Raw genomic sequence first — 25907 nt, forward strand, 5'->3', positions numbered from 1 at the left:
CCCAAGCGCAGCAGACGCTTCACATTTTAGTACCGAGGCTCAGCAATTATGGATTGACGATATTCGCATAAGCTTTGGCTAGTGCCAGCAACTTTTCCTTATCGTCGGCATCGATATCACCGTCACCATCAACATCTTTATTGACACTTTGAATATTAAAGGACTGACCACCATCATACGAGGATGCAATGATTATTGTGGAATCCAGCAATGCATGGGTGAGCTTGGAGTTTTCAGCATCCCAACCTTCTTCTTTCAATGCGAACTGCATAGAGACAAGTACTTCATCCGGATCAACGATAGTAGGACCAAGTTTCTGTAGAAAGATACCGCGACTATTAAAAAACGACACAATTAATTCCTTTTAGTAAATATCCTGGGTTTATGTTTGCAGCGGATAAATACTACCGATACTTCCCATGTAACAACCACAACTTATATGTGTCTCCCGGTTTCGTGGAATAAAGTTAAAATTCCAGCCAATAAAAAATGCCGAACGGCACTGGTCGACCGAGCGCTGACGCGATACTGTACATGCATACAGTTAACGGGATTCACTCATGCACACGCCATTGCCCCCTCGCGGCCGCGGCACCGCGACCAATCCGCACAACCGTTTCGCCCCGAACCGCTCTGTGGCCGAGGATGACGGCTGGTATCAGGAAGCGCCGATCACCCAAGGCACTGAAGTGCGTATCGAGAAGGCGAAAACCATCATCACCCGCAACAACTCGCCCGACTTGCCCTTCGACCGCTCGATCAACCCCTACCGTGGCTGCGAGCATGGCTGCATTTATTGCTACGCCCGGCCCAGCCACGCTTATTGGGACATGTCGCCGGGTCTGGATTTCGAAACCAGACTGATCGCCAAGACCAACGCCGCCGATGTGTTGGAAGAACAACTGTCCAAACGTGGCTATCAATGCGCGCCGATCAACCTTGGCTCCAATACCGACCCTTATCAGCCGATCGAGCGCGAACACAAAATCACCCGTAAAACCCTGGAAGTGCTGCTGCGTTACCGCCACCCGGTGACCATCATCACTAAAGGCTCGCTGATTCTTCGTGATCTGGACCTGCTGGCTGAACTCGCCGAACAAAGGCTGGTGGCGGTAATGATCAGCCTGACCACGCTGGATGATGAACTCAAACGTATCCTCGAACCCCGCGCCGCGGCACCCAAGGCACGGCTGCGGGCGATCAGGGTGATGCGCGAAGCGGGAATTCCGGTGGGAGTCTTGTGCTCCCCCATGATTCCGATGATCAACGACAGCGAACTCGAAAGCCTGTTGACCGAAGCTCAGGCGGCCGGCGCGCAAAGCGCGGCCTACATGATGTTGCGCTTGCCGCTGGAAGTGGCGCCGCTGTTCGAAGAGTGGCTGGCCGCCCACTATCCTCAACGTGCAGCTCATGTGTTGAGCCTGATCCGGCAAAGCCGTGGCGGTGAGCTCTACGACAGCCGGTTCGGTGCCAGAATGCGCGGCGAAGGTCCGTTTGCCGACCTGCTGGCACAACGCTTTGCCAAAACCATCAAACGCCTGGGGCTCAATCGTCGGGAAGGTTTCAATCTGGATTGCGAATCCTTTTGTCCGCCAGGCCGCCAAATGTCATTGATTTAAGGACAATTGGCCCTATGGTTGAGTAGTGAACACGACATCGCGTTTCGCACCGGTCACGTTTTTTGTGACCTGGAACACTCGTTCTAGAGCGTTTTATTCAGTTTGAGTTAAGTTTCAACGGCTACCTTGTTCATCGAGTGACTGACGGGTCTGGCTCTTCGACCTGGATGTTTTTTAAACAGCCACTGGCTTGACACCGGACAAAACGGGAAAATTCCCCTGACTCCGCCAAAGAGGATGAATCATGAGTGACAAGGATAAACAGCCGTTGGCTGTGTCGGCTTCAGCCCAACCCGAGGCGGAAACCGCCGATGCAGCGCTGCAGCATATCGTTGACGGCTTTTTGCACTTTCATCACGAGATCTTTCCGCAGCAGGAAGAACTCTTCAAAAAACTCGCCACGGCCCAACGGCCTCGGGCGATGTTCATCGCTTGCGCCGACTCGCGCATCGTTCCAGAACTGATTACCCAAAGCGCCCCCGGCGACCTGTTCGTGACCCGCAACGTCGGCAATGTCGTGCCACCATACGGGCAAATGAACGGCGGTGTTTCCACGGCCATCGAATACGCGGTGCTGGCACTCGGCGTTCAGCACATCATCATCTGTGGGCACTCCGACTGTGGTGCCATGCGCGCCGTGCTCAACCCGCAAAGCCTGGAAAAGATGCCGACGGTCAAAGCCTGGCTGCGTCATGCCGAAGTGGCGAAAACCATGGTCCAGGACAACTGCCATTGCACGGATGAAAACGAGAGCATGCACATCCTCACCGAAGAGAATGTGATTGCTCAGTTGCAACATTTGCGCACGCACCCCTCAGTGGCCTCGCGCATGGCCAACGGTCAGCTGTTTATCCATGGTTGGGTCTACAACATCGAGACCAGCGAAATCCAGGCTTACGATGCGGATCAGGGTTGTTTCCTGCCGCTCGATGGCAGCCATCCCATTCCGGTGGCGACGCCCAAAGCGCGCTTCTAAATCCTCCTAAGTATGGTTTAGCCGAGGCTGCCGATCTGGCGGCACGGCTTTGCCACGCCTGAAAAAAACTCCGGGAGAGCCACAATGCGTGCCGCTCAATTAAAAGCTGTTCTACCACGGGAGCTGCTGGCTTCGGTGGTTGTATTTCTGGTCGCCCTGCCCTTGTGCATGGGCATCGCCATCGCCTCGGGGCTGCCGCCGGCCAAAGGCCTGATCACTGGCATCATCGGTGGGCTGGTAGTGGGCTGGCTGGCCGGTTCGCCGCTGCAAGTCAGCGGCCCGGCAGCGGGTCTGGCGGTGTTGGTGTTCGAGCTGGTGCGCCAACATGGCATTGCCATGCTCGGCCCGATCCTGCTGTTGGCGGGGTTTCTGCAACTGGTGGCCGGGCGTTTGAAACTGGGTTGCTGGTTTCGGGTCACCGCTCCAGCGGTGGTGTACGGCATGCTCGCCGGGATTGGGGTGCTGATCGTGCTGTCACAGGTGCATGTAATGCTTGATGCCGTGCCCAAGCCTTCGGGGCTGGATAATCTGGCGGCCTTCCCCGCTGCGGTGATTCAGGCTTTGCCGTCGTTTGGCTGGCAAGCAGGTTTGCTCGGGTTGTCGACCATTGCCGTGATGTGGCTGTGGGAAAAATTCCGCCCGCACTCTCTGCGTTTCGTTCCAGGAGCATTACTGGGGGTCGGTCTGGCAACGATTGCCAGCCTGATCCTCGCATTGCAGGTCAAACGCGTGGAAGTCCCCGCCAACCTGGCGGAAGCCATCGACTGGCTACGCCCGGCAGACTTGCTCAATCTCGCAGACCCGACCTTGCTGATCGCGGCCTTCGCCGTGGCCTTTATCGCCAGCGCCGAAACCCTGCTCTCGGCCGCTGCCGTGGACCGTATGCACAATGGCCAACGCTCGGACTTCGACCGCGAATTGTCGGCGCAAGGTGTGGGCAACATGCTCTGTGGGTTGCTCGGTGCGCTGCCGATGACCGGGGTGATCGTGCGCAGCTCGGCCAACGTTCAGGCCGGCGCCACCACCCGACTGTCGACGGTGTTTCATGGCCTGTGGTTGCTGGCGTTCGTGCTGCTGCTGTCGAGCGTGCTGCAAAGCATTCCGGTGGCAAGCCTGGCAGGCGTGCTGGTTTACACCGGCTTCAAACTGGTGGACCTCAAGGCTTTTCGCGGGCTGGGCCGTTATGGCCGGATGCCGATGTTCACCTATGCGGCGACCGCACTGGCAATCATCTTCACCGACCTGCTGACCGGCGTGCTGATTGGCTTCGGCCTGACACTGGCCAAACTGGCCTGGAAGGCTTCGCGCCTGAAAATCAGCCTGATCGATCTGCCAGCAGACGGCGAGATGGAGCTGCGACTGGTGGGGGCGGCGACCTTCCTCAAGGTACCGGCGCTGACCCAAGTGCTGGGGACCATTCCCGCAGGCGCAACGGTGCATGTGCCGCTCAATAACCTGAGCTACATCGATCACTCGTGTCTGGAGTTGCTTGAGGAGTGGGGCCGGGCCAATGCGGCGAAGGGTTCGAAGCTGTTAATCGAAGCGCGGGGGTTGAAGCGCAGGCTTGAAGGACGGTTGCGAACGACAACCGGAGTAGGCTCAGCCGGCTGAATAACCTTGAGGGGGCGGGCTTCTGTGGCGAGGGGGCTTGCCCCCGTTGGGTCGCGAAGCGGCCCCAAAAGCTTTGCGACTGCTTCGCAGCCGAACGGGGGCAAGCCCCCTCGCCACAGAAGCCCGCCCCACAGGTGTTGGTTTTTCCCGTTGATTTAGACCGCTGGCTGATCCAGCTCAAGGCCCACGCCCAATTGGCGCGACAGGCACGGCCAACGCTTCCACGCAGCGCCGGTGTCCGGGCTGTTGAGTTTCTCACGGTAGGCTTCTACCGACTCCAGCGCAAAACTTTCATCGTCAAGCATCTCGTCCACAGCGTGATGCACCGCCTCATCCAGTTGATTGGCAAATTCCTCACCGATCAATTGGTGGGCAATCAGGTTGGCAACTGTCATGTCCAAGGGGATCAATGGCTGGCCAAAATGCTTGATGTACAGATCGTTGACCTCTTCGACCAACCGATGCGCCAGATAGGCTTCGTCCAGCAGGCTGTCCAGGCCCACGTGACCGGCCATGATCGCCGGTGGCTGGAGGAAGAACTGCTCGGCAATTTTCAGCACCGGTTTGATCTGCGGTTCGATGCCCGCTTCCCTGGCGACTTCATTGGCTGCGTCCAGCAGGTCCGGCACTTGTTCTATATACGCGGCCACAAAACGCGTCATCACGCCCTTGGCGTCGATATCCGGCAATTGGATGGCGGAGTGAAGGTGCGGCAGTTGGGTTTCCAGTTGTCGAGTTAACAGGCCGGTCTCGGCCTCGTGTTGTTGGGCTTTTTGGATCTGCTCGCGCAATGCGGCGGTGTTCATGAAAACTCCAGGGAACAAGGCAATGAAATAGGGAAGACATAACTTAGCTGGCTTATGAAAAAGCCTAAGACGCATTTGTCATAATTATTTCATCCTTGAGACGTCTACGTTATATCGATTTGCCACCACTCGTCTGCATCCTTCTCCATTCGTGACATGGAACGCAAGTCCAACCTGTTTCAGTCGATTTACGTCATCGCATTGCGAGGTGGCAGTCGCTGTCTATACTCGGATCTGAATGGAGTTAGCTGATGACGCCCGACTGCATATGCAGCAAGGCTCGGCGATTCAAGTTCGTAGTCTGAAAATGCCGCTCCCTTGCCGCAGGTGAAAGCCGGCGGGATAAAAAGAACTATAAGGGGAACCCGCAATGATGCGACATCCACATGTCTGGATGGGCCTCCTGTTGTGGTCGATTTTCAGTCCGGCGCAAGCAGCCTGGACTGTGAATATGGCGCCTGGAGCGACTGAAATCAGTCACGCAGTATTCGACCTGCACATGATCATTTTCTGGATCTGTGTGGTGATCGGCATCATCGTCTTCGGCGTCATGTTCTGGTCGATGATGGTTCACCGTCGCTCGACCGGGCAGGTGGCGGCCAAATTTCATGAAAACACTACCGTCGAAGTTCTATGGACCATCGTGCCCCTGCTCATTCTGGTGGCCATGGCGGTTCCCGCAACCGCCACGCTGATCCAGATGTACGACAACACCGAGCCGGATATCGATATCCAGGTCACCGGTTATCAGTGGAAGTGGCACTACAAATACCTGGGTCAGGACGTCGAATTCTTCAGCAACCTGACCACCCCCGCCGATCAGATCTACAACAAGGAAACCAAGGGCGAGCATTACCTGCTGGAGGTCGACAAGCCATTGGTGCTGCCGATCGGTGCCAAGGTGCGCTTTTTGGTGACTTCCGCCGACGTCATCCACTCCTGGTGGGTGCCGGCCTTCGCGGTCAAGCGCGATGCGATCCCGGGCTTCGTCAATGAATCCTGGACCCGTGTCGAAAAGCCCGGCATCTACCGTGGCCAATGCGCCGAACTGTGCGGCAAGGATCACGGTTTCATGCCGATCGTGGTCGAGGTCAAGGAAAAGGCCGATTACGAAACCTGGCTGGGCGAGCGCAAGGCGGAAGCTGCGCAACTCAAAGAGCTGACCAGCAAGGAATGGACCCTCGAGGAGCTCAAGGAGCGCGGCGAGAAGGTTTATCAAACCACCTGTGTGGCCTGTCACCAGGCTGAAGGCCAGGGCCTGCCGCCGATGTTCCCGGCACTCAAGGGCTCGAAAATCGCCACCGGGCCGATCAAGGATCACCTGAACATCGTTTTCCACGGCAAGCCCGGCACCTCCATGGCGGCGTTCGGCAAACAGCTGTCGGAAGTCGATATCGCAGCGGTCGTGACCTACGAACGTAACGCCTGGGGCAACAACAAAGGCGACATGGTCACCCCTAAAGAAGTGCTGGAGCTGAAACAGGCGGAAAGCAAATGACCCGGTCTATTGCGTGCGTAAGGAACCGCTCGGGGCATGACGCCCCGACCCGCCCAGCCCATCCGTTTGCAGGAGTCAGGACATGACAGTTGTAGTCGATGACCATGTTCATACCGGCACCGCCCACGCCCACGGCCCCGCCAAAGGCCTGATGCGCTGGGTGCTGACCACCAACCACAAGGATATCGGCACGCTGTACCTGTGGTTTGCGTTCTCCATGTTCCTGCTGGGGGGCTCGTTCGCCATGGTAATCCGTGCCGAACTGTTCCAGCCGGGACTGCAAATCGTCCAGCCGGAATTCTTCAACCAGATGACCACCATGCACGGTCTGGTGATGGTATTCGGTGCGGTGATGCCGGCATTCGTCGGCCTTGCCAACTGGATGATCCCGTTGATGATCGGCGCGCCGGACATGGCCCTGCCGCGGATGAACAACTTCAGTTTCTGGCTGTTGCCGGCGGCGTTCCTGCTGCTGGTATCGACCCTCTTCACCCCTGGCGGCGGGCCGAACTTCGGCTGGACTTTCTATGCGCCGCTGTCGACGACTTACGCGCCGGAAAGCGTGACGTTCTTCATCTTCGCCATCCACTTGATGGGGATCAGTTCGATCATGGGGGCGATCAACGTGATCGCGACCATCCTCAACCTGCGCGCCCCCGGCATGACGCTGATGAAAATGCCGTTGTTCGTCTGGACCTGGCTGATCACCGCGTTCCTGCTGATTGCAGTGATGCCCGTGCTGGCCGGCTGCGTGACCATGATGCTGATGGACATCCATTTCGGCACCAGTTTCTTCAGTGCCGCCGGTGGCGGAGACCCGGTGTTGTTCCAGCATGTGTTCTGGTTCTTCGGTCACCCTGAGGTGTACATCATGATCCTGCCGGCCTTCGGTGCCGTCAGCTCGATCATTCCGGCCTTTTCGCGCAAGCCATTGTTCGGCTACACCTCGATGGTCTACGCCACGGCGAGTATTGCGTTCCTGTCGTTCATCGTCTGGGCACACCACATGTTCGTGGTCGGCATTCCGCTGGTGGGCGAGTTGTTCTTCATGTACGCCACGCTGCTGATCGCGGTGCCCACCGGGGTCAAGGTGTTCAACTGGGCCAGTACCATGTGGCAAGGCTCGCTGACCTTCGAGACGCCGATGCTGTTCGCCGTGGCGTTCGTCATTCTGTTCTCCATTGGCGGGTTCTCCGGGTTGATGCTGGCCATCGCCCCGGCGGACTTCCAGTACCAGGACACCTACTTCGTGGTCGCGCATTTCCACTACGTGCTGGTGCCAGGGGCGATCTTCGGGATCTTCGCTTCGGCCTACTACTGGATGCCGAAATGGACCGGCCACATGTATGACGAAACCCTCGGCAAGCTGCACTTCTGGCTGTCATTCATCGGCATGAACCTGGCGTTCTTCCCGATGCACTTCGTGGGCCTGGCAGGCATGCCGCGACGGATTCCGGACTACAACCTGCAATTCGCCGATTTCAACATGGTGTCGTCGATCGGTGCGTTCATGTTCGGCGCCACGCAAATCTTCTTCCTGTTCATCGTGATCAAGACCATTCGTGGCGGCGAGCCGGCACCGGCCAAACCGTGGGATGGGGCCGAAGGCCTGGAATGGAACATTCCATCGCCGGCGCCGTATCACACCTTCACCACACCGCCGGAAGTGAAATGAAACGCCTTGCCTTTGAGGGAGCGAGCTTGTGTGGCGAGGGAGCTTGCTCCCGCTCGGCTGCGAAGCAGACGCAAAGCTTTTGGGGCCGCTTCGCAACCCAGCGGGAGCAAGCTCCCTCGCCACAAAGGCCCGCTACAACCGGGTTATTGGTAGAGGTTGGAAGCCATGGCTGATTCGATTTCGACGAAGAAACTGGTGACTCGCCTGTTGCTAGTGGTAGTGGCGATGTTTGTCTTCGGCTTTGCCCTGGTGCCGATTTACGACGTGATGTGCCAAGCGTTCGGCATCAACGGCAAAACTTCCGGGCAGTATGAAGGCGAGCAAACGGTCGACGTTTCGCGACAGGTTCGCGTGCAGTTTCTGTCAACCAACGCCGCCGACATGGCCTGGGATTTCTATCCCAAGGGCGATGAACTGGTCGCGCACCCCGGGGCGGTGAACGAGATGATTTTTATCGCCCATAACCCGACTGATCGCCCGATGAGCGCTCAGGCGGTGCCAAGCATCGCGCCCAGTAACGCAGCCGCGTACTTCCACAAGACCGAATGTTTCTGCTTTACCCAGCAAGTGCTGCAGCCCGGTCAGCGAATCGAGATGCCGGTACGGTTCATTGTTGACCGCGACATGCCCAAGGAAGTGAAGCACCTGACGCTGTCCTACACGCTGTTCGATATCACCGCACGTCATCCGCCCGAGGCTGTTGCAGCAAGTACTGGCGGCTAGACGTTAAAGCGTGCCCGATAAGGAGAACAATAAATGGCAACTCATGAACATTATTACGTTCCGGCTCAGAGCAAATGGCCGATTATCGCCACGATTGGCATGTTCGTCACAGTGTTCGGCCTGGGCACCTGGTTCAACGACCTGAGGGCTGAGCGGCCGGAATCCCACGGCCCGCTGATCTTTTTCGTTGGCAGCCTGCTGCTGGCCTACATGCTGTTCGGCTGGTTCGGTACGGTAATCAAGGAAAGTCGCGCAGGGTTGTACAGCGCACAGATGGACCGCTCGTTCCGCTGGGGCATGAGCTGGTTCATTTTCTCGGAGGTGATGTTCTTCATCGCTTTTTTCGGTGCGCTGTTTTATGTGCGCAACATCACAGGCCCGGCACTGGGCGGTGAAGGCACTAAAGGCCTCGCTCACATGTTGTGGCCGACATTTGAATTCACCTGGCCGCTGCTGAACAACCCGGACCCGAAACTCTTTCCTCCCCCCAAGGAAGTCATCAGCCCCTGGGGCCTGCCGCTGCTCAATACCGTGCTGCTGGTGAGTTCCAGCGTTACCGTCACCATTGCTCACCATGCCTTGAAGAAAGGCCATCGCGGCGCACTGAAAATCTGGCTCGCGCTGACCGTGTTGCTCGGTTGCGCGTTCCTCGGTTTCCAGGCCGAAGAATACCTGCACGCCTACCATGAGCTGGGCCTGACTCTGGGCTCTGGCATCTACGGCGCGACCTTCTTCATGCTTACCGGTTTCCACGGCGCCCACGTGACCATTGGCACCATCATTCTGTTCGTGATGCTGATGCGGATCATGCGCGGGCACTTCGATGCCGACCATCAATTCGCCTTCGAGGCGGCGAGCTGGTACTGGCACTTCGTCGACGTGGTGTGGATCGGTCTGTTCGTTTTCGTCTATGTGCTCTGAGCCTTGGCTTTCATGACTACCAAGGCACGTGGGATACCAACTGGCCGCTGAAAAAACCCCAGGCGATCAAGCCAATAGTGGTGGCGGCCAGCGCAACACGAACACTCAAGGCGATGACCAGGCGATTCGAGTGACTGTCGTCCTTGACCAGAAAAAACAGGCCGCTGAACAGGCTGACAACCGTGGCAATCAGCATCAGGACGATGGCTGCTTTGAGCATGGGGACACTCCGGGGGACAGGCGATGCATTTGAGTATAGCTATCGCGATGACCGACTTTCTGGCGACGCCATGAAACGCTTCCGGCCGGGCCTCGTGCCGACCCTGGTGGTCGCGATGCTGCTGCCTTTGCTGGTGTCACTCGGGTTCTGGCAATTGAGCCGGGGCGCGGAGAAAAGTGCGTTGCTGCAAAGCTACGCCGAGCGCCGGGCGGCCGAACCGATGGCCAGCACTGAGCTGCAACACACCGAAGATCCGGCCTTCCGCCGGGTTCGCCTGCATGGCCAGTTCGATGCCGAACACAGCCTGTTGCTGGACAACCGTCAGCGCGACGGCAAGGTCGGCGTCGAGCTGCTGCAACCGTTTCAAGACCGCGCAACCGGGCTCTGGCTGCTGGTCAATCGCGGCTGGCTGCCGTGGCCGGATCGGCGCATACCGCCGCAATTTACGACACCGACTCAGGCATTGAGCCTCGACGCCTGGGTCTACGTCTCCCCCGGCGCAACGTTCCAGTTGCACGCCGATCCAGACGCCAAAACCTGGCCACAACTGGTCACCGCCATTGAACCGGCCAGGCTCTGGGCGGCGCTTGACCGTGACGGCTATGCCTACGAATTACGCGCGCAAAGCGGCCCCGCGACCTACCAGGCCAATTGGCCGGTGGTGGGCATGGGGCCGGAAAAACACTTGGCTTACGCCGTGCAGTGGTTCGCTCTGTCGATAGTCCTGCTCGGCCTTTACCTTTATCTCGGTTGGCACAACGCAAAGGAGAACAATAATGGGAGCGGCCATGAATCCACCCGGCATGTCTGAGGCGAAAACACCGGTAAATCGACGGCGCGGGCGCTTGCAGTTGTTACTGATCCTATTGGGCGTGGTGGGTCCGATGATCCTCGCCACCGGCATGTACAAATTGCAGTTCTGGGTGCCGGAGGGCCGCAGTTATCACGGCGAACTGATCGGCAACGGCCAGACCCGCGCCGACATCGGCGTACCGGCGCAAGAAAACCGCTGGCAATTACTGGTGACAGCGCCCAAAGACTGTTCGGTGGACTGCCAACAGCTGGTGTATCTGGCGCGCCAGATCCAGATCGGCCTCGGTCGCGATGCCTCCCGCGCCAGCCATGCGCTGGCCATCGCACAGCCGCTGAACAGCGATTACGAGACTAAACTTCAACGAGAGTACCCGCAGCTGCAACGTTATTCCCTGGACTCGCCGACCTACATCAAAGGCGCTCGCAGCAATGACATACCGCACCTGTGGATCATCGACCCTCACGGCAACCTGGTGCTGCGCTACGACCCGACGGTGAAGGGCAAGGACCTGCTCAACGACCTGCGCCATTTGCTGAAACTGTCGAACATCGGATAAGGGCATCGTCATGGCCAAACCTGGATTTCGCCTCGCGCTGTTTGCCACCTTACTGGCACTGATTGTGGTGCTACTCGGCGCCTACACCCGCCTGACCCATGCGGGTCTTGGTTGTCCGGACTGGCCCGGCTGCTACAGCTTTATCAGCGTGCCGAACAGCGAAGCCCAATTGGCCCATGCCGAACTGCATTTTCCCGACGCACCGGTGGAAGCCGACAAAGGCTGGAACGAGATGCTTCATCGCTACTTCGCCGGCACATTGGGGCTGCTGATCGCGGTGCTGGCGGGCCGCGCCTGGACCCATCGTCATCACCCGGGGCAGCCGGTGAAACTGCCGTTGTTTGTGCTGGCGGTGGTGCTCGCCCAAGCGGCGTTCGGCATGTGGACGGTGACGCTCAAGCTCTGGCCGCAAGTGGTCACCGGACATTTGCTCGGCGGCTTTGCGACCTTGAGCCTGTTGTTTCTGCTGACCTTGCGGCTGTCCGGCGTGTTGCCGGCGCTGACCGTGCCTCGACGTTTGCAGCACTGGGCGACCGCGGGCTTGTTGCTGGTGATCCTGCAAATTGCCTTGGGTGGCTGGGTCAGCTCCAATTACGCGGCGGTGGCCTGCATCGACTTTCCAACCTGCCACGGGCAATGGCTGCCACCGACTGATTTCGCCAACGGCTTTCACCTGACCCAACACATCGGCCCCAATTACCTGGGCGGGCAACTGGACAGCGATGCCCGCACCGCGATTCACCTGACTCACCGCATCGGCGCCTTGCTGGTCACCTTCGTGCTGCTTGGCCTGGCCTGGCAATTGAAGGTCGTCGGCATGACGCGCCTGGCCACCATGGTGCTAATCGCCCTGGCCGCACAAATCACCCTGGGCATCAGCAATGTGGTGTTCCACCTGCCGCTGCCGGTGGCCGTCGCCCACAACGCCGGCGGTGCAGCGCTGTTGCTGACGATGGTGCTGGTCAATTATCACGCGCGAACCAGCCTGGTTCGGGTCAAGCATCAGCCCCCAGTACGCTGGCGTCTCAGCCTGCGTAAACACTCGGCCGGGCCCATAACAATAAAAGGAGAGATGCCATGGCGACTCTGATCGGCGAACGTCACCGTCAGGCAATCTGGCGCGATTACCTGGAGCTGACCAAGCCGAAAGTGGTGGTGCTGATGCTCATCACCTCGCTGGTCGGCATGTTTCTCGCGACCCGTGCCGGGGTGCCGTGGACGGTGCTGGTGTTCGGCAATCTGGGGATCGCTTTGTGTGCCGGCGGTGCGGCGGCGGTCAACCATGTAGTGGACCGGCGCATTGACGCCGTCATGGCCCGGACCCACAAGCGGCCCCTGGCCGAAGGCCGGGTTTCGCCAACCGCTGCGCTGACTTTCGCGCTGGTGCTGGCAGTGCTCGGCCAAGCTCTGCTGCTGGCCTTCACCAACCCGTTGACGGCATGGCTGACACTTGCCTCCTTGCTCGGTTATGCCGTGGTTTACACCGGTTTCCTGAAACGCGCGACACCGCAGAACATCGTCATCGGCGGCCTCGCCGGTGCGGCCCCGCCGCTGCTCGGCTGGACCGCCGCCACCGGTCATGTCACTGCCGAACCGTTGCTGCTGGTGCTGATCATCTTCGCCTGGACCCCGCCGCACTTCTGGGCGCTGGCGATTCACCGCAAGGAGGAATACGCCAAGGCTGACATTCCGATGCTGCCGGTGACCCATGGCGAGCACTACACCAAAGTCCACATCCTGCTTTATACCTTTGCGCTGCTGGCCGTCAGCCTGATGCCCTATGTGATCCACATGAGCGGCGTGCTCTACCTGATTTGTGCCCTCGTACTGGGCGCAAGGTTTCTGCAATGGGCCGTGGTGCTGTACCGTGGCACTCGGCCGCACGCGGCGATCAATACGTTCAAGTACTCTATTTACTACTTGTTCCTGCTGTTTATCGCGCTGCTCGTAGACCACTACTTACTGTTGAACCTATGACTCGAACCCAGAAAACCGTCTTCATTCTCGTCGCCTTGATCGCGCTGATCCTGGGCCTGACCATCAATAAAGTACTGACTGGAAAAAACCAGGGCGACCCGACGGCACTGATCGATGCAGGGATCATCCTGTTGCCTCAAAGCCGTAACCTGCCGGACGTGAAGATGACCGATCAGGACGGTAAGCCGGTGGCGATCAACGAGCTGAAAGGCAAATGGAGTGTGTTGTTCTTCGGCTACACCTTCTGCCCGGACATCTGCCCGACCACCCTCGCCCAGCTGCGGCAGATCAAGAGCGAGTTGCCGCCCGAGGCTGTGGATAAATTGCAGATCGTGCTGGTCAGCGTCGACCCGAATCGCGATACGCCCAAGCAACTCAAGCAATACCTGGGTTACTTCGATCCGCAGTTCATCGGGCTGACCGCATCCTCGGTCGAAGACCTTCAGAAGCTGGCCAATGCGGTGAGTATTCCGTTCATTCCGGCGGACACCAGTAAGCCGAACTACACCGTCGACCACAGCGGCAACCTGGCGGTGATCGGGCCGGACGGGACGCAGCGTGGGTTTATTCGGGCGCCGTTGAACAACGTGAAGCTGGTGGCGCAGTTGCCGGTGATGCTCAAGCGCGAATAACCAATACCCTGTGGGCTTGCTCGCGAAGAGGCCATAACATCCAACATCAATGTTGACTGTTACACCGCTTTCGCGAGCAAGTCGGATCGCCGCACCGCCGCTCCCACAGGTACGGTGTTTCAGGCATAAAAAAACGGGGACGCAATCAATGCGTCCCCGTTTTCTTTATTGCCTCAGATCAGAACGCCGGCAACACCGCGCCTTTGTACTTCTCAAGAATGAACGCTTTCACTTCCGGGCTGTGCAATGCAGCAACCAGCTTCTTCATCGCGTCACTGTCCTTGTCGTCCGGACGGGCAACGAGGATGTTCACGTAGGGCGAATCGCTGCCTTCGATGACCAGCGCGTCCTTGGACGGATCGAGCTTGGCTTCCAGGGCGTAGTTGGTGTTGATCAGCGCCAGGTCGACCTGAGTCAGCACGCGCGGGATGGTCGCGGCTTCCAGTTCGCGGAATTTCAGGTCCTTGGTGTTCTCGGTGATGTCCTTCACGGTCGACAGGATATTGTTCGAGTCCTTCAACTTGATCAGGCCAGCCTTCGCCAGCAGCAACAGCGCACGACCGCCGTTGGTGGCGTCGTTCGGGATCACCACGTTGGCGCCGCCCGGTAGCTCGGTCAGCGCTTTGTATTTGCTGGAGTAAGCGCCCAGCGGTTCCAGGTGCACACCGGCAACGCTGACAAGGTTAGTGCCCTTGGCCTTATTGAACTCATCCAGGTACGGCTGGTGCTGGAAGAAGTTGGCATCCAGACGCTTCTCGGCCACCTGCACGTTCGGCTGGATGTAGTCGGTGAAGACTTTGACCTTCAAGTCCACGCCTTCTTTGGCCAGGGCCGGTTTAACGAACTCGAGGATTTCCGCGTGCGGTACCGGGGTGGCCGCGACGGTCAGAGTGTCGGCAGCGTGTGCGGAAAAGGCTGCAACGGCAGCGAACGCGACGAGTAGTTTTTTCATTCAGCTAACTCCTTGTGAGGCGCCCGTTTGGCGCCTGCCAGCGAATGGCCGGCTCATGCTTTTATTTAGAAAAGCTTATTTACGAGAAAAGTGGACAACCAATTTGTCGCCAACGGTTTGCAACACTTGAACCAGCATCAGCAGCAACACCACCGTCACAACCATCACATCGGTCTGGAAACGCTGGTAACCGAAACGGATCGCCAGGTCGCCCAGGCCGCCAGCGCCGACCACACCGGCCATTGCCGTGTAGGACACGAGTGTAATCGCTGTCACCGTAATCGCCGCGAAGATGCCCGGGCGGGCTTCCGGCAGCAAAGCATTGATGATGATCTGACGTGTCGTCGCGCCCATGGCCTGGGTCGCCTCGATAATGCCGCGATCTACTTCACGCAAGGCGGTTTCCACCAATCGCGCGAAGAATGGCGTGGCACCCACCACCAGCGGTGGAATCGCACCGGCGACACCCAAAGAAGTGCCCGTGATCAACACAGTGAACGGAATCATTACGATCAACAGAATGATGAAGGGCAGCGAACGCAAAATGTTCACCAGCAGCGACAACATCGCGTAGACGCCTTTGGCTTCCAGCAACTGGCGCGGGCTGCACAAGAACAACAGCACGCCCAGCGGCAAGCCCAACAGCACGGTGAATAGCAGCGAACCGCCGAGCATCAGCAGGGTGTCGCAGGTAGCCAGCCAGATTTCGTACCAGTCGATATTGGAAAAGAAACTCATCAGGACGTCCATCAGCGCAGCACCTCCATGTGGACATCAGCCGCGGTGAAACGGGCAAACGCCGCTTCCATGTCGCCACCCGTGACGGCCAGGGTCAATTGCCCGTAAGGGACGTCCTTGATGCGATCGATACGACCGGCCAAGATGCTGTAGTCCACGCCTGTTTCCCTGGCGACGGTCCCCAGCAACGGCGCGTAGGTTGCTTCGCCCTGGAAGGTCAGACGCACGATGCGCCCTGGTACGTGAGCGAAGTCATCGCGCTGTTCGCTTTCATCAATCTGCTCGTCTTCCTGCACGAAGCGCTTGGTGGTCGGGTGCTTGGGATGCAGGAACACTTCGGCCACCGAGCCCTGTTCGACGATCTTGCCGGCATCCATCACCGCCACCTGATCGCAGACTCGACGGATCACATCCATTTCGTGGGTGATCAGGACGATGGTCAGTTTCAGCTCGCGGTTGATCTCGGCCAGCAGTTGCAGGACCGACGCCGTGGTTTGCGGGTCCAGGGCACTGGTGGCTTCATCGCACAGCAGGATTTTCGGTTTGGTCGCCAGGGCGCGGGCGATGCCGACACGCTGCTTCTGACCACCGGACAATTGCGCCGGGTACTTTTTCGCATGGTCAGCCAGGCCGACCCGCGCCAGCAACTCCGCCACACGCCGATCGATTTCGCTACGGGACAGTTCACCGGCAAGGGTCAGCGGCAGCGCGACATTGTCGGCCACGGTTTTGGAGGCCAGCAGGTTGAAGTGCTGAAAAATCATCCCGACCTGCTGACGGAAACGCCGCAGGCTATTGGCATCCAGCGCAGTGACTTCTTCGCCATCGACGATGATCTTGCCGCCACTGGAGTTTTCCAGGCGATTGATCAAACGCAGCAGGGTACTTTTTCCCGCGCCGGAATGGCCGATCAGACCAAAGACCTGACCATTCTCAATCGTCAGACTGGTCGGATGCAGGGCGGGAATATCCTTACCGGCGACGCGGTAAGTTTTGTGGACGTTTTGAAACTCGATCACGTAGCGAACCTTGTGGGGCGCGTTAGAAAAGGATCAGCGGTTAGCCGGGCGCGCATTTTAGCCTGTCTGTATAGAGGTTCTTAGCATTTATTTCGCATTCAACCAGCGATTTGGCAATAACGCGATCAAAGGTCAGAAAAAAGGAACGGCGCCAACGCGCCATCGGTCACTGATTAAGCAACTCGAGAATGCCTGGATGCCGTGTATGGGCAATGGCTCATAAGCCTTGGCCACGACGGGAATCGCAACGAGGAGTTTACGTCTGATGAGTACTAAAAAGTCTGCCGCCCCCAAAAGCGCATTGGCCGGGACCGCCACCCTGGACCGCAGCAACACCAATGCCAAGCTCGACAGCCTGGAAAAATTTCGCTCCGATGCCACCGAACAGGCCTTGCGCACCAACCAGGGTGTGAAGGTCGCAGACAATCAGAACACGTTAAAGGCCGGCGCTCGCGGGCCTTCATTGCTGGAAGACTTCATCATGCGTGAAAAGATCACGCACTTTGACCATGAACGCATTCCCGAGCGCATCGTCCATGCCCGTGGCACCGGTGCCCATGGTTACTTCCAGCCATACGAAACCCATTCCTCACTGACCAAGGCCGGTTTCCTACAAGACCCCAACCAGAAAACGCCGGTGTTTGTGCGATTTTCCACGGTGCAGGGTCCGCGTGGGTCAGGCGATACCGTGCGGGACGTACGAGGTTTCGCGGTGAAGTTTTTTACCGACGAGGGCAACTTCGATCTGGTGGGCAACAATATGCCGGTGTTCTTCATTCAGGATGCGATCAAGTTTCCTGACTTCGTACACGCAGTAAAACCCGAACCCCACAACGAGATTCCTACCGGCGGTTCGGCCCACGATACGTTCTGGGACTTTGTTTCTCTGGTGCCGGAATCCGCGCACATGGTGATGTGGACCATGTCCGACCGGGCGATCCCCAAAAGCCTGCGCACGATGCAGGGCTTCGGCGTGCACACGTTTCGCATGATCAACGCCGAAGGCAAGGCACGCTTCGTCAAATTCCACTGGCGCCCCGCTGCCGGCACCTGCTCCCTGGTGTGGGACGAGGCGCAGAAGCTCGCCGGTAAAGACACCGACTTCCACCGTCGCGATCTCTGGGAGTCCATCGAGATCGGGGATTACCCGGAATGGGAATTGGGCGTACAGGTCGTCGAGGAAGAAAGCGAACATGCCTTTGATTTCGACCTGCTTGATCCGACCAAAATCATTCCCGAAGAAGTCGTGCCGATCACTCCGCTGGGCAAGATGGTGCTCAACCGTAACCCGGACAACTTCTTCGCCGAGACCGAGCAGGTCGCCTTCTGCCCCGGGCATATCGTGCCGGGGATCGATTTTTCCAATGACCCGTTGCTGCAAGGCCGCTTGTTTTCCTACACCGATACGCAGATCAGCCGACTGGGTGGGCCGAATTTTCATGAGATCCCGATCAACCGCCCGGTGGCACCGTTCCATAACGGTCAACGGGATGCCCAACATCGCACCACCATCGACAAGGGACGCGCTTCCTACGAGCCAAACTCCATCGACAGCGGCTGGCCCAAAGAAACCCCACCGGCTGCGCAGGACGGCGGCTTCGAGACTTATCCGGAGCGCATCGACGCTGCGAAAATCCGTCAGCGCAGCGAGTCGTTCGCTGACCACTTCTCTCAGGCGCGACTGTTCTTTCACAGCATGAGCAAGCATGAGCAGGAACATATCATTGCGGCCTACAGCTTCGAACTGGGCAAGGTCGAACGCGAATTTATTCGTGTGCGGCAGGTGAACGAGATCCTGGCCAATATCGATCTGGAACTGGCCAAACGCGTAGCGCAGAACCTGGGCTTGCCGGTACCGAACGCCGGAACGGTCGAGGTGCGTAAAACGTCACTCGACCACTCACCGGCCCTGAGCCAGGCCAACCTGCTGTCAGGGGATATCAAAACCCGAAAAGTGGCCATTCTGGCGGCCAACGGGGTGGATGGCGCGGCGATTGATGCGATGAAGAGGGCTCTGATGGCCAAAGGCGCGCACGCCAAACTGCTCGGCCCGACCTCGGCTCCCCTGACAACCGCCAATGGCAAAGCACTGCCGGTGGATGCCTCGATGGAAGGGCTGCCTTCTGTAGCGTTCGATGCCGTGTTCGTGCCGGGTGGCACGGCATCGGTCAAGGCACTGAGCACTGATGGCGTAGCGCTGCATTATCTGCTGGAAGCCTATAAGCACTTGAAAGCGATTGCGCTGCATAGTGAGGCCAGGCAGTTGTTGGATGTGTTAAAGCTGGAAGTGGATGCCGGGGTAATCGTGGGTAACGATGCCAAGCTGTTCGAGGCGTTTTTTGCCGCGATCGGGCAGCATCGGATTTGGGAGAGGGAGCCTAAGGCCAAGGCGGTTCCGGCTTAAGAATTTTTATCGAACAGGTTCGCGGGCAAGCCTCACTCCCACAGGTACAGCATAAACTCTGTGGGAGCGAGGCTTGCTCGCGAAGCTTTTAGGGCTTGCGCGGACTCAACACCATCTGCGCCGGAATGTTGCGCAAAATCTGTTTCTGCAACTTCAGATCAAACTCCGAATCCAGTTTCTTTACCCGTTTGGTCAGCAACGTGGCCAGCCATGGGTAATCCTGAGTGCGCGGCGCCTGAATGCTCACGTCGCACTGATAATTCACCACATCGGCGGCGATGGCATCCAATTGACGACGAAGCTTGCTCATATCCGTGAGATTCAACGCCACCGTAGTGCTTTCAGCCGTCGGGTCGATGACTTTGGCCTGGGGTTTGGCTTCGGCAGCCTTGAGAGCTGCTTCGGCTTTATCCAGTTCAGCCTTGCGTGCATGAACAATGGCGCTGTTGAAGCCACCTGTCAGCGCCGGGGCCTTGGGCATCAAAACCCGGGCACGGCTCAGCGCCGTGGCTGCTGCATTGACATCACCTTTTTGCAGCACGATCTGGCTACGCAGCAAATAAGCTTCGGCCAATTGCCGCTGGTATTGCTCGAGGGATTGATCGTTGGGCGACTCGGCCTGCAAAGCCGCCAATTGTCCTTCGGCGGTGGCCAGTTCGCTGCTGGCCAGGCTTTGTTCCAGCTGTGCGATTGCCGTGGCCCGTGCATCGGGGACCTCGGTGGCCGCCGGTGGCGTGCTTTGGCAAGCACCCAGTAGCAGCGAAAACGCGACAAGGAGCAGATAACGGGAGGCGAACGGCTTCATTCCTGCGACTCTCTATTTGCGCAAAAAACGAGCAAGTCTACACCCCTCGACGGGGCAGGACAAAACTCAGCAGAAACAGCGCGGCGGCCGTCACCACAATCGACGGGCCGGCCGGGGTGTCCTTGAACCAGGACAACGCCAGCCCACCACACACCGCGAGCATGCCCAGCAGGCTCGCGCCCAATGCCATCTGCTCCGGCGAGCGGGCGTGACGCTGTGCCGCAGCCGCCGGAATAATCAGTAACGAAGTAATCAGCAACACGCCGACGATTTTCATCGCCACCGCGATCACCACCGCGATCAGCAACATCAGGGCCAGGCGCAACGTCGCCACTGGCAAACCTTCCACTTTAGCCAGTTCTTCATGCACCGTAATCGCCAGCAAAGGTCGCCACAGCGTGACCAGCAAGGCCAGCACGGCTGCGCTACCGCCGAGGATCCACGCCAGATCGGTCGGACTGATCGCCAACAAGTCGCCGAACAGATAGGCCATCAGGTCGATCCGCACTTCATGCATGAAGCTTAGTACTACCAAGCCAAGAGAGAGCGTACTCGGTGCGAGAATTCCCAACAGCGTGTCGGACGCCAGGGGTTGCCGCTGTTGCAGCGTCACCAGCAATACCGCCAGCAACAAGCAGCCTACCGTGACGGCAACGGTCGGGCTGACATCCAGCAGAAAACCCAGTGCCACGCCGAGCAATGCGGCATGGGACAGCGTGTCGCCGAAATAGGCCATGCGCCGCCAGACCACGAACGAACCCAACGGCCCCGCGACCAGCGCCAGAGCCAGACCTGCAAGCAGGGCAAAGAGCAGAAAATCAGCCATGCTTGCAGCTATCTCCATGAACGTGAGTGGACGGGACCGCGCTGACCACCGAGCCATGCAGGTCGTGGGCGTGGTCGTGATGGTGGTGATAAATCGCCAGGCTTTGTGCGTTTTTTCCGAACAGCTCGACGAATGCCGGATCACCGCTGACCTGCTCGGGATGTCCGGAGCAGCAGACATGGCGATTCAGGCACACCACCTGATCGGTAGTGCTCATCACCAGATGCAGATCGTGGGAGACCATCAAAACGCCGCAACCATGACGATCACGCAAGCGTGTAATCAGGCTGTAGAGCTCGGCTTGACCGGCCACATCGACCCCTTGCACCGGCTCATCGAGCACCAGCAGTTCTGGCTCGCGCAGCAATGCCCGCGCCAGCAGCACCCGCTGCATTTCGCCACCGGAAACACTTTGCACCGGGCTGTCGATGACCTGTTCGGCACCGACTTCCTTGAGGGCGGCCAACGCCCGAGCCCGGTCCACGCCCGGCACCAGACGCAAGAAGCGCAGTACCGACAGCGGCAGGGTCGAGTCGACATGGAGTTTTTGCGGCATGTAGCCGACGCGCAGCTTGGGCTTGCGCCAGACGCTGCCGCTGTCCGGCTTCAACAGGCCGAGCACCGCACGCACCAGTGTGGTTTTGCCGGCACCATTGGGGCCGATCAAGGTCACAATCTGCCCCGGCTCGACACTCAGCTCGATGTTGTCCAGCACGTTTTGCCCGGCAAAGGTGACCGCTACCTGCTCGAGCCGAATCAGCGCGTTGCTCATCAAGCCCCCTGGCAACCTGAGCAGAGACCGATCACTTCAACGGTCTGGGCCTCGACGATAAATCCGACATCTTTGGCGCTATCGATAATCGCATCGCTGATGGATTTCTGTTCGAGTTCGATGGCGGCGTGGCATTCCCGGCAAATCAGGAACTGGCCCTGGTGGGCGTGTTCCGGGTGATTACAGCCGACGAAGGCGTTCAACGAAGAGATGCGATGGACCAAGCCGTTTTCCAGCAGGAAATCCAGCGCGCGGTACACGGTAGGAGGCGCGGCGCGGCGGCCGTCCTGCTCGCTGAGCACCGCCAGAATGTCATAGGCACCCAACGGTTTGTGGCTTTGCCATACCAGTTCCAGCACTCGCCGACGCAAAGCAGTCAGACGCAGCCCCTGGCGTGCGCACAAGACATCGGCCTCAGACAATGCGCTATGCACGCAATGAGAGTGGTCGTGGGGACGGCTGGCAATCGGTGTTTTAGGCATGAGCGGCGACGAGTTTTGTGAGAGACGTTATTATGTTACCCGTTCTCGCCTCTTCGAGTGGTCATCGTGTCCCGACTTTTTTCTATCTTTGTCGCATTTGTCGCCAGTTTTCTGCTGATCGCCTCAGCTCAAGCCGACGTCAAAGTCCTCACCAGCGTCAAGCCTCTGCAGCTGATAGCCGCGGCAGTGCAGGACGGCGTCGCGGTTCCGGAAGTCTTGCTGCCGCCCGGCGCCTCGCCCCATAACTACGCCTTGCGCCCTTCCGACGTACGGAAAGTGCAATCGGTGGACCTGCTGTACTGGATCGGCCCGGACATGGAAGGTTTCCTGCCCCGTGTGCTGAAAGGTCGTACGCGGCCCAGCGTCGCGGTGCAGGACTTGCCTGGCTTGAAACTGCGACATTTCGCGGAAAATAACTCCCACGCCGAAGAAGCCGACGAGCATGATCACGATCACCGTCCTGGCAATCTGGATGCGCATTTGTGGTTATCACCGATCAATGCCCGCGTGATCGCCACCAAAATGGCCGCCGATCTGAGTGCCGCCGATCCGGCCAACGCCGCGCGCTACCAGAGCAATCTCAAGGCGTTCGATGAGCGACTGGATGCTTTGGACCTGCGCCTGAAGGCTCGTCTGGCGGGTATCGCGGGCAAGCCTTACTTCGTGTTTCACGAAGCCTTCGATTACTTCGAAGACGCTTACGGCCTCAAGCATACCGGCGTATTCAGTGTCGCAGCCGAAGTACAACCCGGTGCCCAGCACGTCGCGGCGATGCGCACGCGGTTGCAGGAAGTCGGCAAGACCTGCGTGTTCAGCGAACCACCACTACGCCCGCGCCTGGCGGAAACTCTGGTGGCCGGGCTGCCGGTGAAACTGGCGGAACTGGATGCGCTCGGCGGGTACACGCCAGCAACCGCTCAAGGGTATGAGCAGTTGCTGGAAAAGCTGGGGAATGATTTGGCGGTGTGTCTGGAATCGTTGTAAGTCTCTCAAAAGATCGTAGCTTCCAGCTCCTATAGCGGTAATTTCCGTAGGAGCTGCGAAGGCTGCGATCTTTTGATCTTTCTTTTCAAACCAGCTTTTGCGCCAATACCGCAATATGCTCCGGCCCGATTCCGCAGCAACCGCCCAAATGGCTGGCCCCGCGCTTCTGCCAATCGGCCGCCCATTGCAGATAACCCGGCGGGTCGAGATCATCGCGCAACGGGTCCAGACCGTCGTTGGCCGTGGCCTCTTTCGGCTGCGGCGGGAAGGCATTGGCATACGCGCCAATGTGAATCTTCACCCCCAAGCGTTCGAAGGTTTCCCGTGCCGCATCAATCGCAGCGCCGATCACTTCTGGCTGGCTGCAATTGAACAGCAAGGTCTCGACACCCAACTCAGCCGCCACCGCAGCGGCCTCGGCCACCGGCTCACCGGAGCGCAGACGCGGCACTTCGTCGGTGTCTTCATCCTTCAAGGTAAACGACAGCCAGAACGGCTTGCCGTCCTTTGGCAAACCGGCATGGATCGCTCGCGCCTCGACGATCGAGCTCTGGGTTTCAGCCAGCCACAAGTCGACATGCGGCGCCAGGCCATTGACCAGAGGGCTCAGCAGTTCAGTCACCCGCGCGGCATCGAACAAGTCCGGGCGATAGGAGCCGAACAATGGCGGCAATGACCCGGCCACGCACACGGGCTTGCCCGCCGCATCGACCGCACGACGGGCCAGCTCACCGGCCAATGCCGCGAGCGCCTGACCCTCAGCGGCAAAACGCTCTTCACCAATATGGAACGGCACCACCGCGTAACTGTTGCTGGTAATCACGTTGGCACCGCTTTCAATATAAGCCGCGTGCACCGCCTCCACCGCTTGCGGTGCTTCGCTCAAAGCCAGCGCCGACCACTCGGGCTGCCTGAACGGCGCCCCTCGGCGTTGCAGCTCACGACCCATGCCGCCATCCAGAATTACCGTGCTGCCTGCGCCCATATGCTTTTCACTCATAAGCTTATGAAAATAACTCACTATCAGAGTCGTTCTTATAACTATTTAATACGCACCGTACGGTTAATAACAACCTCTTTTTTTTCAGGGATCAACTGTGAAATTTCAACCACTGCTGGCCCTGGGCCTGACGATTCTGGCTGCCTCCAACCAAGCCTTTGCGGGCGCCACACTGGACCGCATCGAGCAAAAGAAAGAATTGGTGGGCGTGTTGATGGAAAGCTATCCGCCCTTCTCATTCCTCAACGATCAAAACCAGCTCGACGGTTTCGACGTCGACGTGGCGAAGGCCGTGGCCAACAAACTGGGCGTCAAGCTGCGCCTCGAAACGCCGTCTTGGGACGTGATCGCCGCCGGCCGCTGGAGCGGGCGTTACGACATCTGCATCTGCTCCATGACCCCGAGCAAGGCCCGCGCCGAAGTCTTCGATTTCCCGGTGGAGTACTACGCCTCCCCCGCCGTGATCGTGGTCAACGCCAAGGACGATAGCATTCACAGCGCCAAGGACCTGAGCGGCAAGAAGGTCGGCCTCACCAGCGCCTCCAGCTATGAAAGTTATCTGAACAAAAACCTGGTGATCGAAGGCGCTGAAGACATCCAGTTGCAGTACCCGTTCGAAAATGTGCAAATCGCCCCGTATGACACCGACAACGTCGCGTTCCAGGATTTGGGCCTGGGCGCTGGCGTGCGTCTGGACGCGATTCTCACCAACCTGGTGACCGCGCAACCGCGCCTGAACGAAGACAAGCGTTTCAAGCTCGCCGGCGAGCCGCTGTACTCGGAGCCGAACTCGGTGGCCATCGAAAAAGGCGACGCCCAGTGGGACGCCAAAGTACGTGATGTGTTTGCTCAGTTGAAACAGGACGGCACCTTGAGCAAGCTGTCGCAAAAATGGATTGGCGCCGACATCAGCAAATGACTTCTTTCCCCAAACCACCTCAGCCGCCGCAACCGGTGGCTGAGTCGTTGCTGCAACGGATTTTCGGTTTCCGCACACGGCTGTACCTGACCTGGGCAGCGATGTTCGGCTTGTTCGCGAGTTTCTTCCTGAGCTTCGACCTGAAGTTCTCGATCATCCTCGACAAACTGCCGAACCTGGTCGGCCTGCACCTGGCACCCAACGGCTTTCTGCAAGGCGCAGCGCTGACGTTGTTTTTGTGCCTGTGCTCGATTGTGGCGTCATCGCTGCTGGGCTTCATCACGGCTTTGGCTCGGCTGTCGAAAAGCGCGGTGGCGTTTGGCATCGCGAGCTTCTATGCCTCGTTCTTTCGCGGTACACCGCTGCTGATTCAAATTCTGCTGATCTATCTCGGCTTGCCGCAGTTGGGCATCGTGCCGGGCGCCATCGCCGCGGGCATCATCGCCCTGTCGCTGAACTACGGCGCGTACCTGAGCGAAATCTTCCGCGCCGGCATCCTCGGCGTTCCCCATGGCCAACGCGAAGCATCGCTGGCGTTAGGCATGCGCGAAACCGTGATCTTCTGGCGCGTCACCCTGCCCCAAGCCATGCGCACCATCATCCCGCCCACCACCAACCAGTTCATCTCCATGCTCAAAGACTCGTCACTGATCTCGGTGATGGGGGTTTGGGAAGTGATGTTCCTGGCCCAATCGTACGGGCGCTCGAGCTATCGCTATATCGAAATGCTCACCACGGCGGCGATTATTTATTGGCTGATGTCGATTGGACTGGAGCTGATTCAGGCGCGGATGGAGCGGCATTACGGGAAGGCGTATTTGAGCCGTAGTCAGGTTTAAAGCAAAAAGCTCGCAGCCTTCGGCAGCACCGGCATCGGACCGACTCGCACCTGTAGGAGCTGCCGAAGGCTGCGATCTTTTGATCTTTAATATGCGGCGATGCGATAGCCCTCTTGTCTTGATTCATTGTCAGAAAAAG

Annotated in this window: 27 protein-coding genes; 16 read left to right on the top strand and 11 right to left on the bottom strand. The window is 58.7% G+C overall.

All coding sequences use genetic code 11. The features are described from left to right. Window positions 1-46 precede the first annotated feature (46 nt). Window positions 47-352 (bottom strand): hypothetical protein, encoded by a 306-nt coding sequence (locus ABH909_RS03090; protein WP_429430417.1) that lies wholly within the window; start codon window positions 350-352, stop codon window positions 47-49. A 208-nt stretch (window positions 353-560) separates the two neighbouring features. Here ABH909_RS03090 and ABH909_RS03095 point away from each other — a divergent pair, with 208 nt between their 5' ends. From ABH909_RS03095 to ABH909_RS03105, 3 genes are all read left to right on the top strand, one after another. Further along, window positions 561-1619 carry a PA0069 family radical SAM protein gene (locus ABH909_RS03095; protein WP_429430419.1) on the top strand — a complete coding sequence of 353 codons (1059 nt, stop codon included), beginning with the start codon at window positions 561-563 and terminating at the stop codon, window positions 1617-1619. Between the two features lie 244 nt (window positions 1620-1863). Next, window positions 1864-2595, top strand: coding sequence for a carbonic anhydrase (locus ABH909_RS03100; protein ID WP_429430420.1), 732 nt, complete (start codon window positions 1864-1866; stop codon window positions 2593-2595). An 84-nt stretch (window positions 2596-2679) separates the two neighbouring features. Further along, entirely contained in the window at window positions 2680-4206 is a 1527-nt protein-coding gene (locus ABH909_RS03105; RefSeq protein ID WP_429430422.1) for a SulP family inorganic anion transporter, read from the top strand. Window positions 4207-4361: 155 nt separating this feature from the next. Here the strand turns inward: ABH909_RS03105 and ABH909_RS03110 are convergent, their stop codons facing one another. After that, entirely contained in the window at window positions 4362-5012 is a 651-nt protein-coding gene (locus tag ABH909_RS03110) for a hypothetical protein (RefSeq protein WP_429430424.1), read from the bottom strand. 370 nt (window positions 5013-5382) lie between these two features. On the opposite strand from ABH909_RS03110, the gene coxB reads away from it, so the two are divergent. The 4 genes from coxB (at window position 5383) to ABH909_RS03130 (ending at window position 9829) form a co-directional block, all read left to right on the top strand. Further along, window positions 5383-6510, top strand: coding sequence for a cytochrome c oxidase subunit II (gene coxB / locus ABH909_RS03115; protein WP_429430426.1), 1128 nt, complete (start codon window positions 5383-5385; stop codon window positions 6508-6510). Between the two features lie 82 nt (window positions 6511-6592). Continuing rightward, the gene (ctaD, locus tag ABH909_RS03120; protein ID WP_429430428.1) at window positions 6593-8185 is read left to right on the top strand and encodes a cytochrome c oxidase subunit I; all 1593 of its coding nucleotides are present in this window, start codon (window positions 6593-6595) and stop codon (window positions 8183-8185) included. A 165-nt stretch (window positions 8186-8350) separates the two neighbouring features. Then, window positions 8351-8908 (top strand): cytochrome c oxidase assembly protein, encoded by a 558-nt coding sequence (locus tag ABH909_RS03125; RefSeq protein WP_183680517.1) that lies wholly within the window; start codon window positions 8351-8353, stop codon window positions 8906-8908. A gap of 33 nt (window positions 8909-8941) precedes the next feature. Beyond that, window positions 8942-9829: a cytochrome c oxidase subunit 3 gene (locus tag ABH909_RS03130; RefSeq protein WP_429430430.1), complete on the top strand. Its 888-nt coding sequence runs from the start codon at window positions 8942-8944 to the stop codon at window positions 9827-9829. A 16-nt stretch (window positions 9830-9845) separates the two neighbouring features. On the opposite strand, the gene ABH909_RS03135 is transcribed toward ABH909_RS03130, so the two are convergent. Beyond that, entirely contained in the window at window positions 9846-10049 is a 204-nt protein-coding gene (locus ABH909_RS03135; protein WP_429430432.1) for a twin transmembrane helix small protein, read from the bottom strand. A gap of 70 nt (window positions 10050-10119) precedes the next feature. On the opposite strand from ABH909_RS03135, the gene ABH909_RS03140 reads away from it, so the two are divergent. The 5 genes from ABH909_RS03140 to ABH909_RS03160 are packed head-to-tail and all read left to right on the top strand — an operon-like array spanning window position 10120 to window position 14028. Beyond that, a complete protein-coding gene (locus ABH909_RS03140) occupies window positions 10120-10860 on the top strand; it encodes an SURF1 family protein (protein WP_429430434.1) in 741 nt (246 codons plus the stop codon). Beyond that, window positions 10826-11419, top strand: coding sequence for a hypothetical protein (locus ABH909_RS03145; RefSeq protein WP_429430436.1), 594 nt, complete (start codon window positions 10826-10828; stop codon window positions 11417-11419). The genes ABH909_RS03140 and ABH909_RS03145 overlap by 35 nt, the downstream gene beginning before the upstream one ends. 10 nt (window positions 11420-11429) lie before the next feature. Beyond that, on the top strand, window positions 11430-12509 hold the full coding sequence (locus ABH909_RS03150) for a COX15/CtaA family protein (protein WP_429430438.1): 1080 nt from the start codon (window positions 11430-11432) through the stop codon (window positions 12507-12509). Continuing rightward, the gene (cyoE, locus tag ABH909_RS03155; protein ID WP_429430440.1) at window positions 12497-13396 is read left to right on the top strand and encodes a heme o synthase; all 900 of its coding nucleotides are present in this window, start codon (window positions 12497-12499) and stop codon (window positions 13394-13396) included. Before ABH909_RS03150 ends, cyoE begins: the two co-directional genes overlap by 13 nt. After that, the gene (locus ABH909_RS03160) at window positions 13393-14028 is read left to right on the top strand and encodes an SCO family protein (RefSeq protein WP_429430442.1); all 636 of its coding nucleotides are present in this window, start codon (window positions 13393-13395) and stop codon (window positions 14026-14028) included. The genes cyoE and ABH909_RS03160 overlap by 4 nt, the downstream gene beginning before the upstream one ends. A 178-nt stretch (window positions 14029-14206) precedes the next feature. Here ABH909_RS03160 and ABH909_RS03165 read toward each other — a convergent pair whose 3' ends face one another. The 3 genes from ABH909_RS03165 to ABH909_RS03175 all read right to left on the bottom strand — a co-directional run bounded on the left by ABH909_RS03165 (window position 14207) and on the right by ABH909_RS03175 (window position 16737). After that, on the bottom strand, window positions 14207-14980 hold the full coding sequence (locus ABH909_RS03165) for a MetQ/NlpA family ABC transporter substrate-binding protein (protein WP_429430444.1): 774 nt from the start codon (window positions 14978-14980) through the stop codon (window positions 14207-14209). A 75-nt stretch (window positions 14981-15055) separates the two neighbouring features. Continuing rightward, complete coding sequence (locus tag ABH909_RS03170; protein ID WP_095632709.1) at window positions 15056-15730, bottom strand: methionine ABC transporter permease; 675 nt, start codon at window positions 15728-15730, stop codon at window positions 15056-15058. Next, on the bottom strand, window positions 15730-16737 hold the full coding sequence (locus ABH909_RS03175; RefSeq protein WP_429430446.1) for a methionine ABC transporter ATP-binding protein: 1008 nt from the start codon (window positions 16735-16737) through the stop codon (window positions 15730-15732). Before ABH909_RS03175 ends, ABH909_RS03170 begins: the two co-directional genes overlap by 1 nt. 265 nt (window positions 16738-17002) lie before the next feature. Between ABH909_RS03175 and katE the strand changes: the two genes are divergently transcribed. After that, a complete protein-coding gene (gene katE / locus ABH909_RS03180) occupies window positions 17003-19141 on the top strand; it encodes a catalase HPII (protein WP_429430448.1) in 2139 nt (712 codons plus the stop codon). Window positions 19142-19229: 88 nt separating this feature from the next. Here katE and ABH909_RS03185 read toward each other — a convergent pair whose 3' ends face one another. Genes ABH909_RS03185 through zur form a run of 4 tightly spaced genes read right to left on the bottom strand, consistent with a single transcriptional unit; the run spans window position 19230 to window position 22026 of the window. Next, window positions 19230-19946: a PA5502 family lipoprotein gene (locus ABH909_RS03185; protein ID WP_429430450.1), complete on the bottom strand. Its 717-nt coding sequence runs from the start codon at window positions 19944-19946 to the stop codon at window positions 19230-19232. 37 nt (window positions 19947-19983) lie between these two features. Continuing rightward, a complete protein-coding gene (gene znuB / locus ABH909_RS03190) occupies window positions 19984-20772 on the bottom strand; it encodes a zinc ABC transporter permease subunit ZnuB (RefSeq protein WP_429430452.1) in 789 nt (262 codons plus the stop codon). Continuing rightward, entirely contained in the window at window positions 20765-21544 is a 780-nt protein-coding gene (znuC, locus tag ABH909_RS03195; RefSeq protein ID WP_095632714.1) for a zinc ABC transporter ATP-binding protein ZnuC, read from the bottom strand. Before znuC ends, znuB begins: the two co-directional genes overlap by 8 nt. Next, complete coding sequence (gene zur, locus ABH909_RS03200) at window positions 21544-22026, bottom strand: zinc uptake transcriptional repressor Zur (RefSeq protein WP_008076248.1); 483 nt, start codon at window positions 22024-22026, stop codon at window positions 21544-21546. The genes znuC and zur overlap by 1 nt, the downstream gene beginning before the upstream one ends. Before the next feature lie 66 nt (window positions 22027-22092). Between zur and ABH909_RS03205 the strand changes: the two genes are divergently transcribed. Next, entirely contained in the window at window positions 22093-23010 is a 918-nt protein-coding gene (locus tag ABH909_RS03205) for a zinc ABC transporter substrate-binding protein (protein ID WP_429430455.1), read from the top strand. Window positions 23011-23095: 85 nt separating this feature from the next. Here ABH909_RS03205 and ABH909_RS03210 read toward each other — a convergent pair whose 3' ends face one another. Beyond that, the gene (locus ABH909_RS03210; RefSeq protein ID WP_429439728.1) at window positions 23096-23995 is read right to left on the bottom strand and encodes a homocysteine S-methyltransferase family protein; all 900 of its coding nucleotides are present in this window, start codon (window positions 23993-23995) and stop codon (window positions 23096-23098) included. Between the two features lie 112 nt (window positions 23996-24107). Here ABH909_RS03210 and ABH909_RS03215 point away from each other — a divergent pair, with 112 nt between their 5' ends. Both ABH909_RS03215 and ABH909_RS03220 read left to right on the top strand, forming a co-directional pair. Then, on the top strand, window positions 24108-24929 hold the full coding sequence (locus tag ABH909_RS03215; RefSeq protein WP_429430457.1) for an ABC transporter substrate-binding protein: 822 nt from the start codon (window positions 24108-24110) through the stop codon (window positions 24927-24929). After that, the gene (locus ABH909_RS03220; protein WP_429430459.1) at window positions 24926-25768 is read left to right on the top strand and encodes an amino acid ABC transporter permease; all 843 of its coding nucleotides are present in this window, start codon (window positions 24926-24928) and stop codon (window positions 25766-25768) included. The genes ABH909_RS03215 and ABH909_RS03220 overlap by 4 nt, the downstream gene beginning before the upstream one ends. Window positions 25769-25907: the final 139 nt, after the last annotated feature.

Origin of the sequence: Pseudomonas sp. BS3782 TE3695, assembly GCF_050435305.1 — a bacterium.
Lineage (GTDB): Bacteria > Pseudomonadota > Gammaproteobacteria > Pseudomonadales > Pseudomonadaceae > Aquipseudomonas.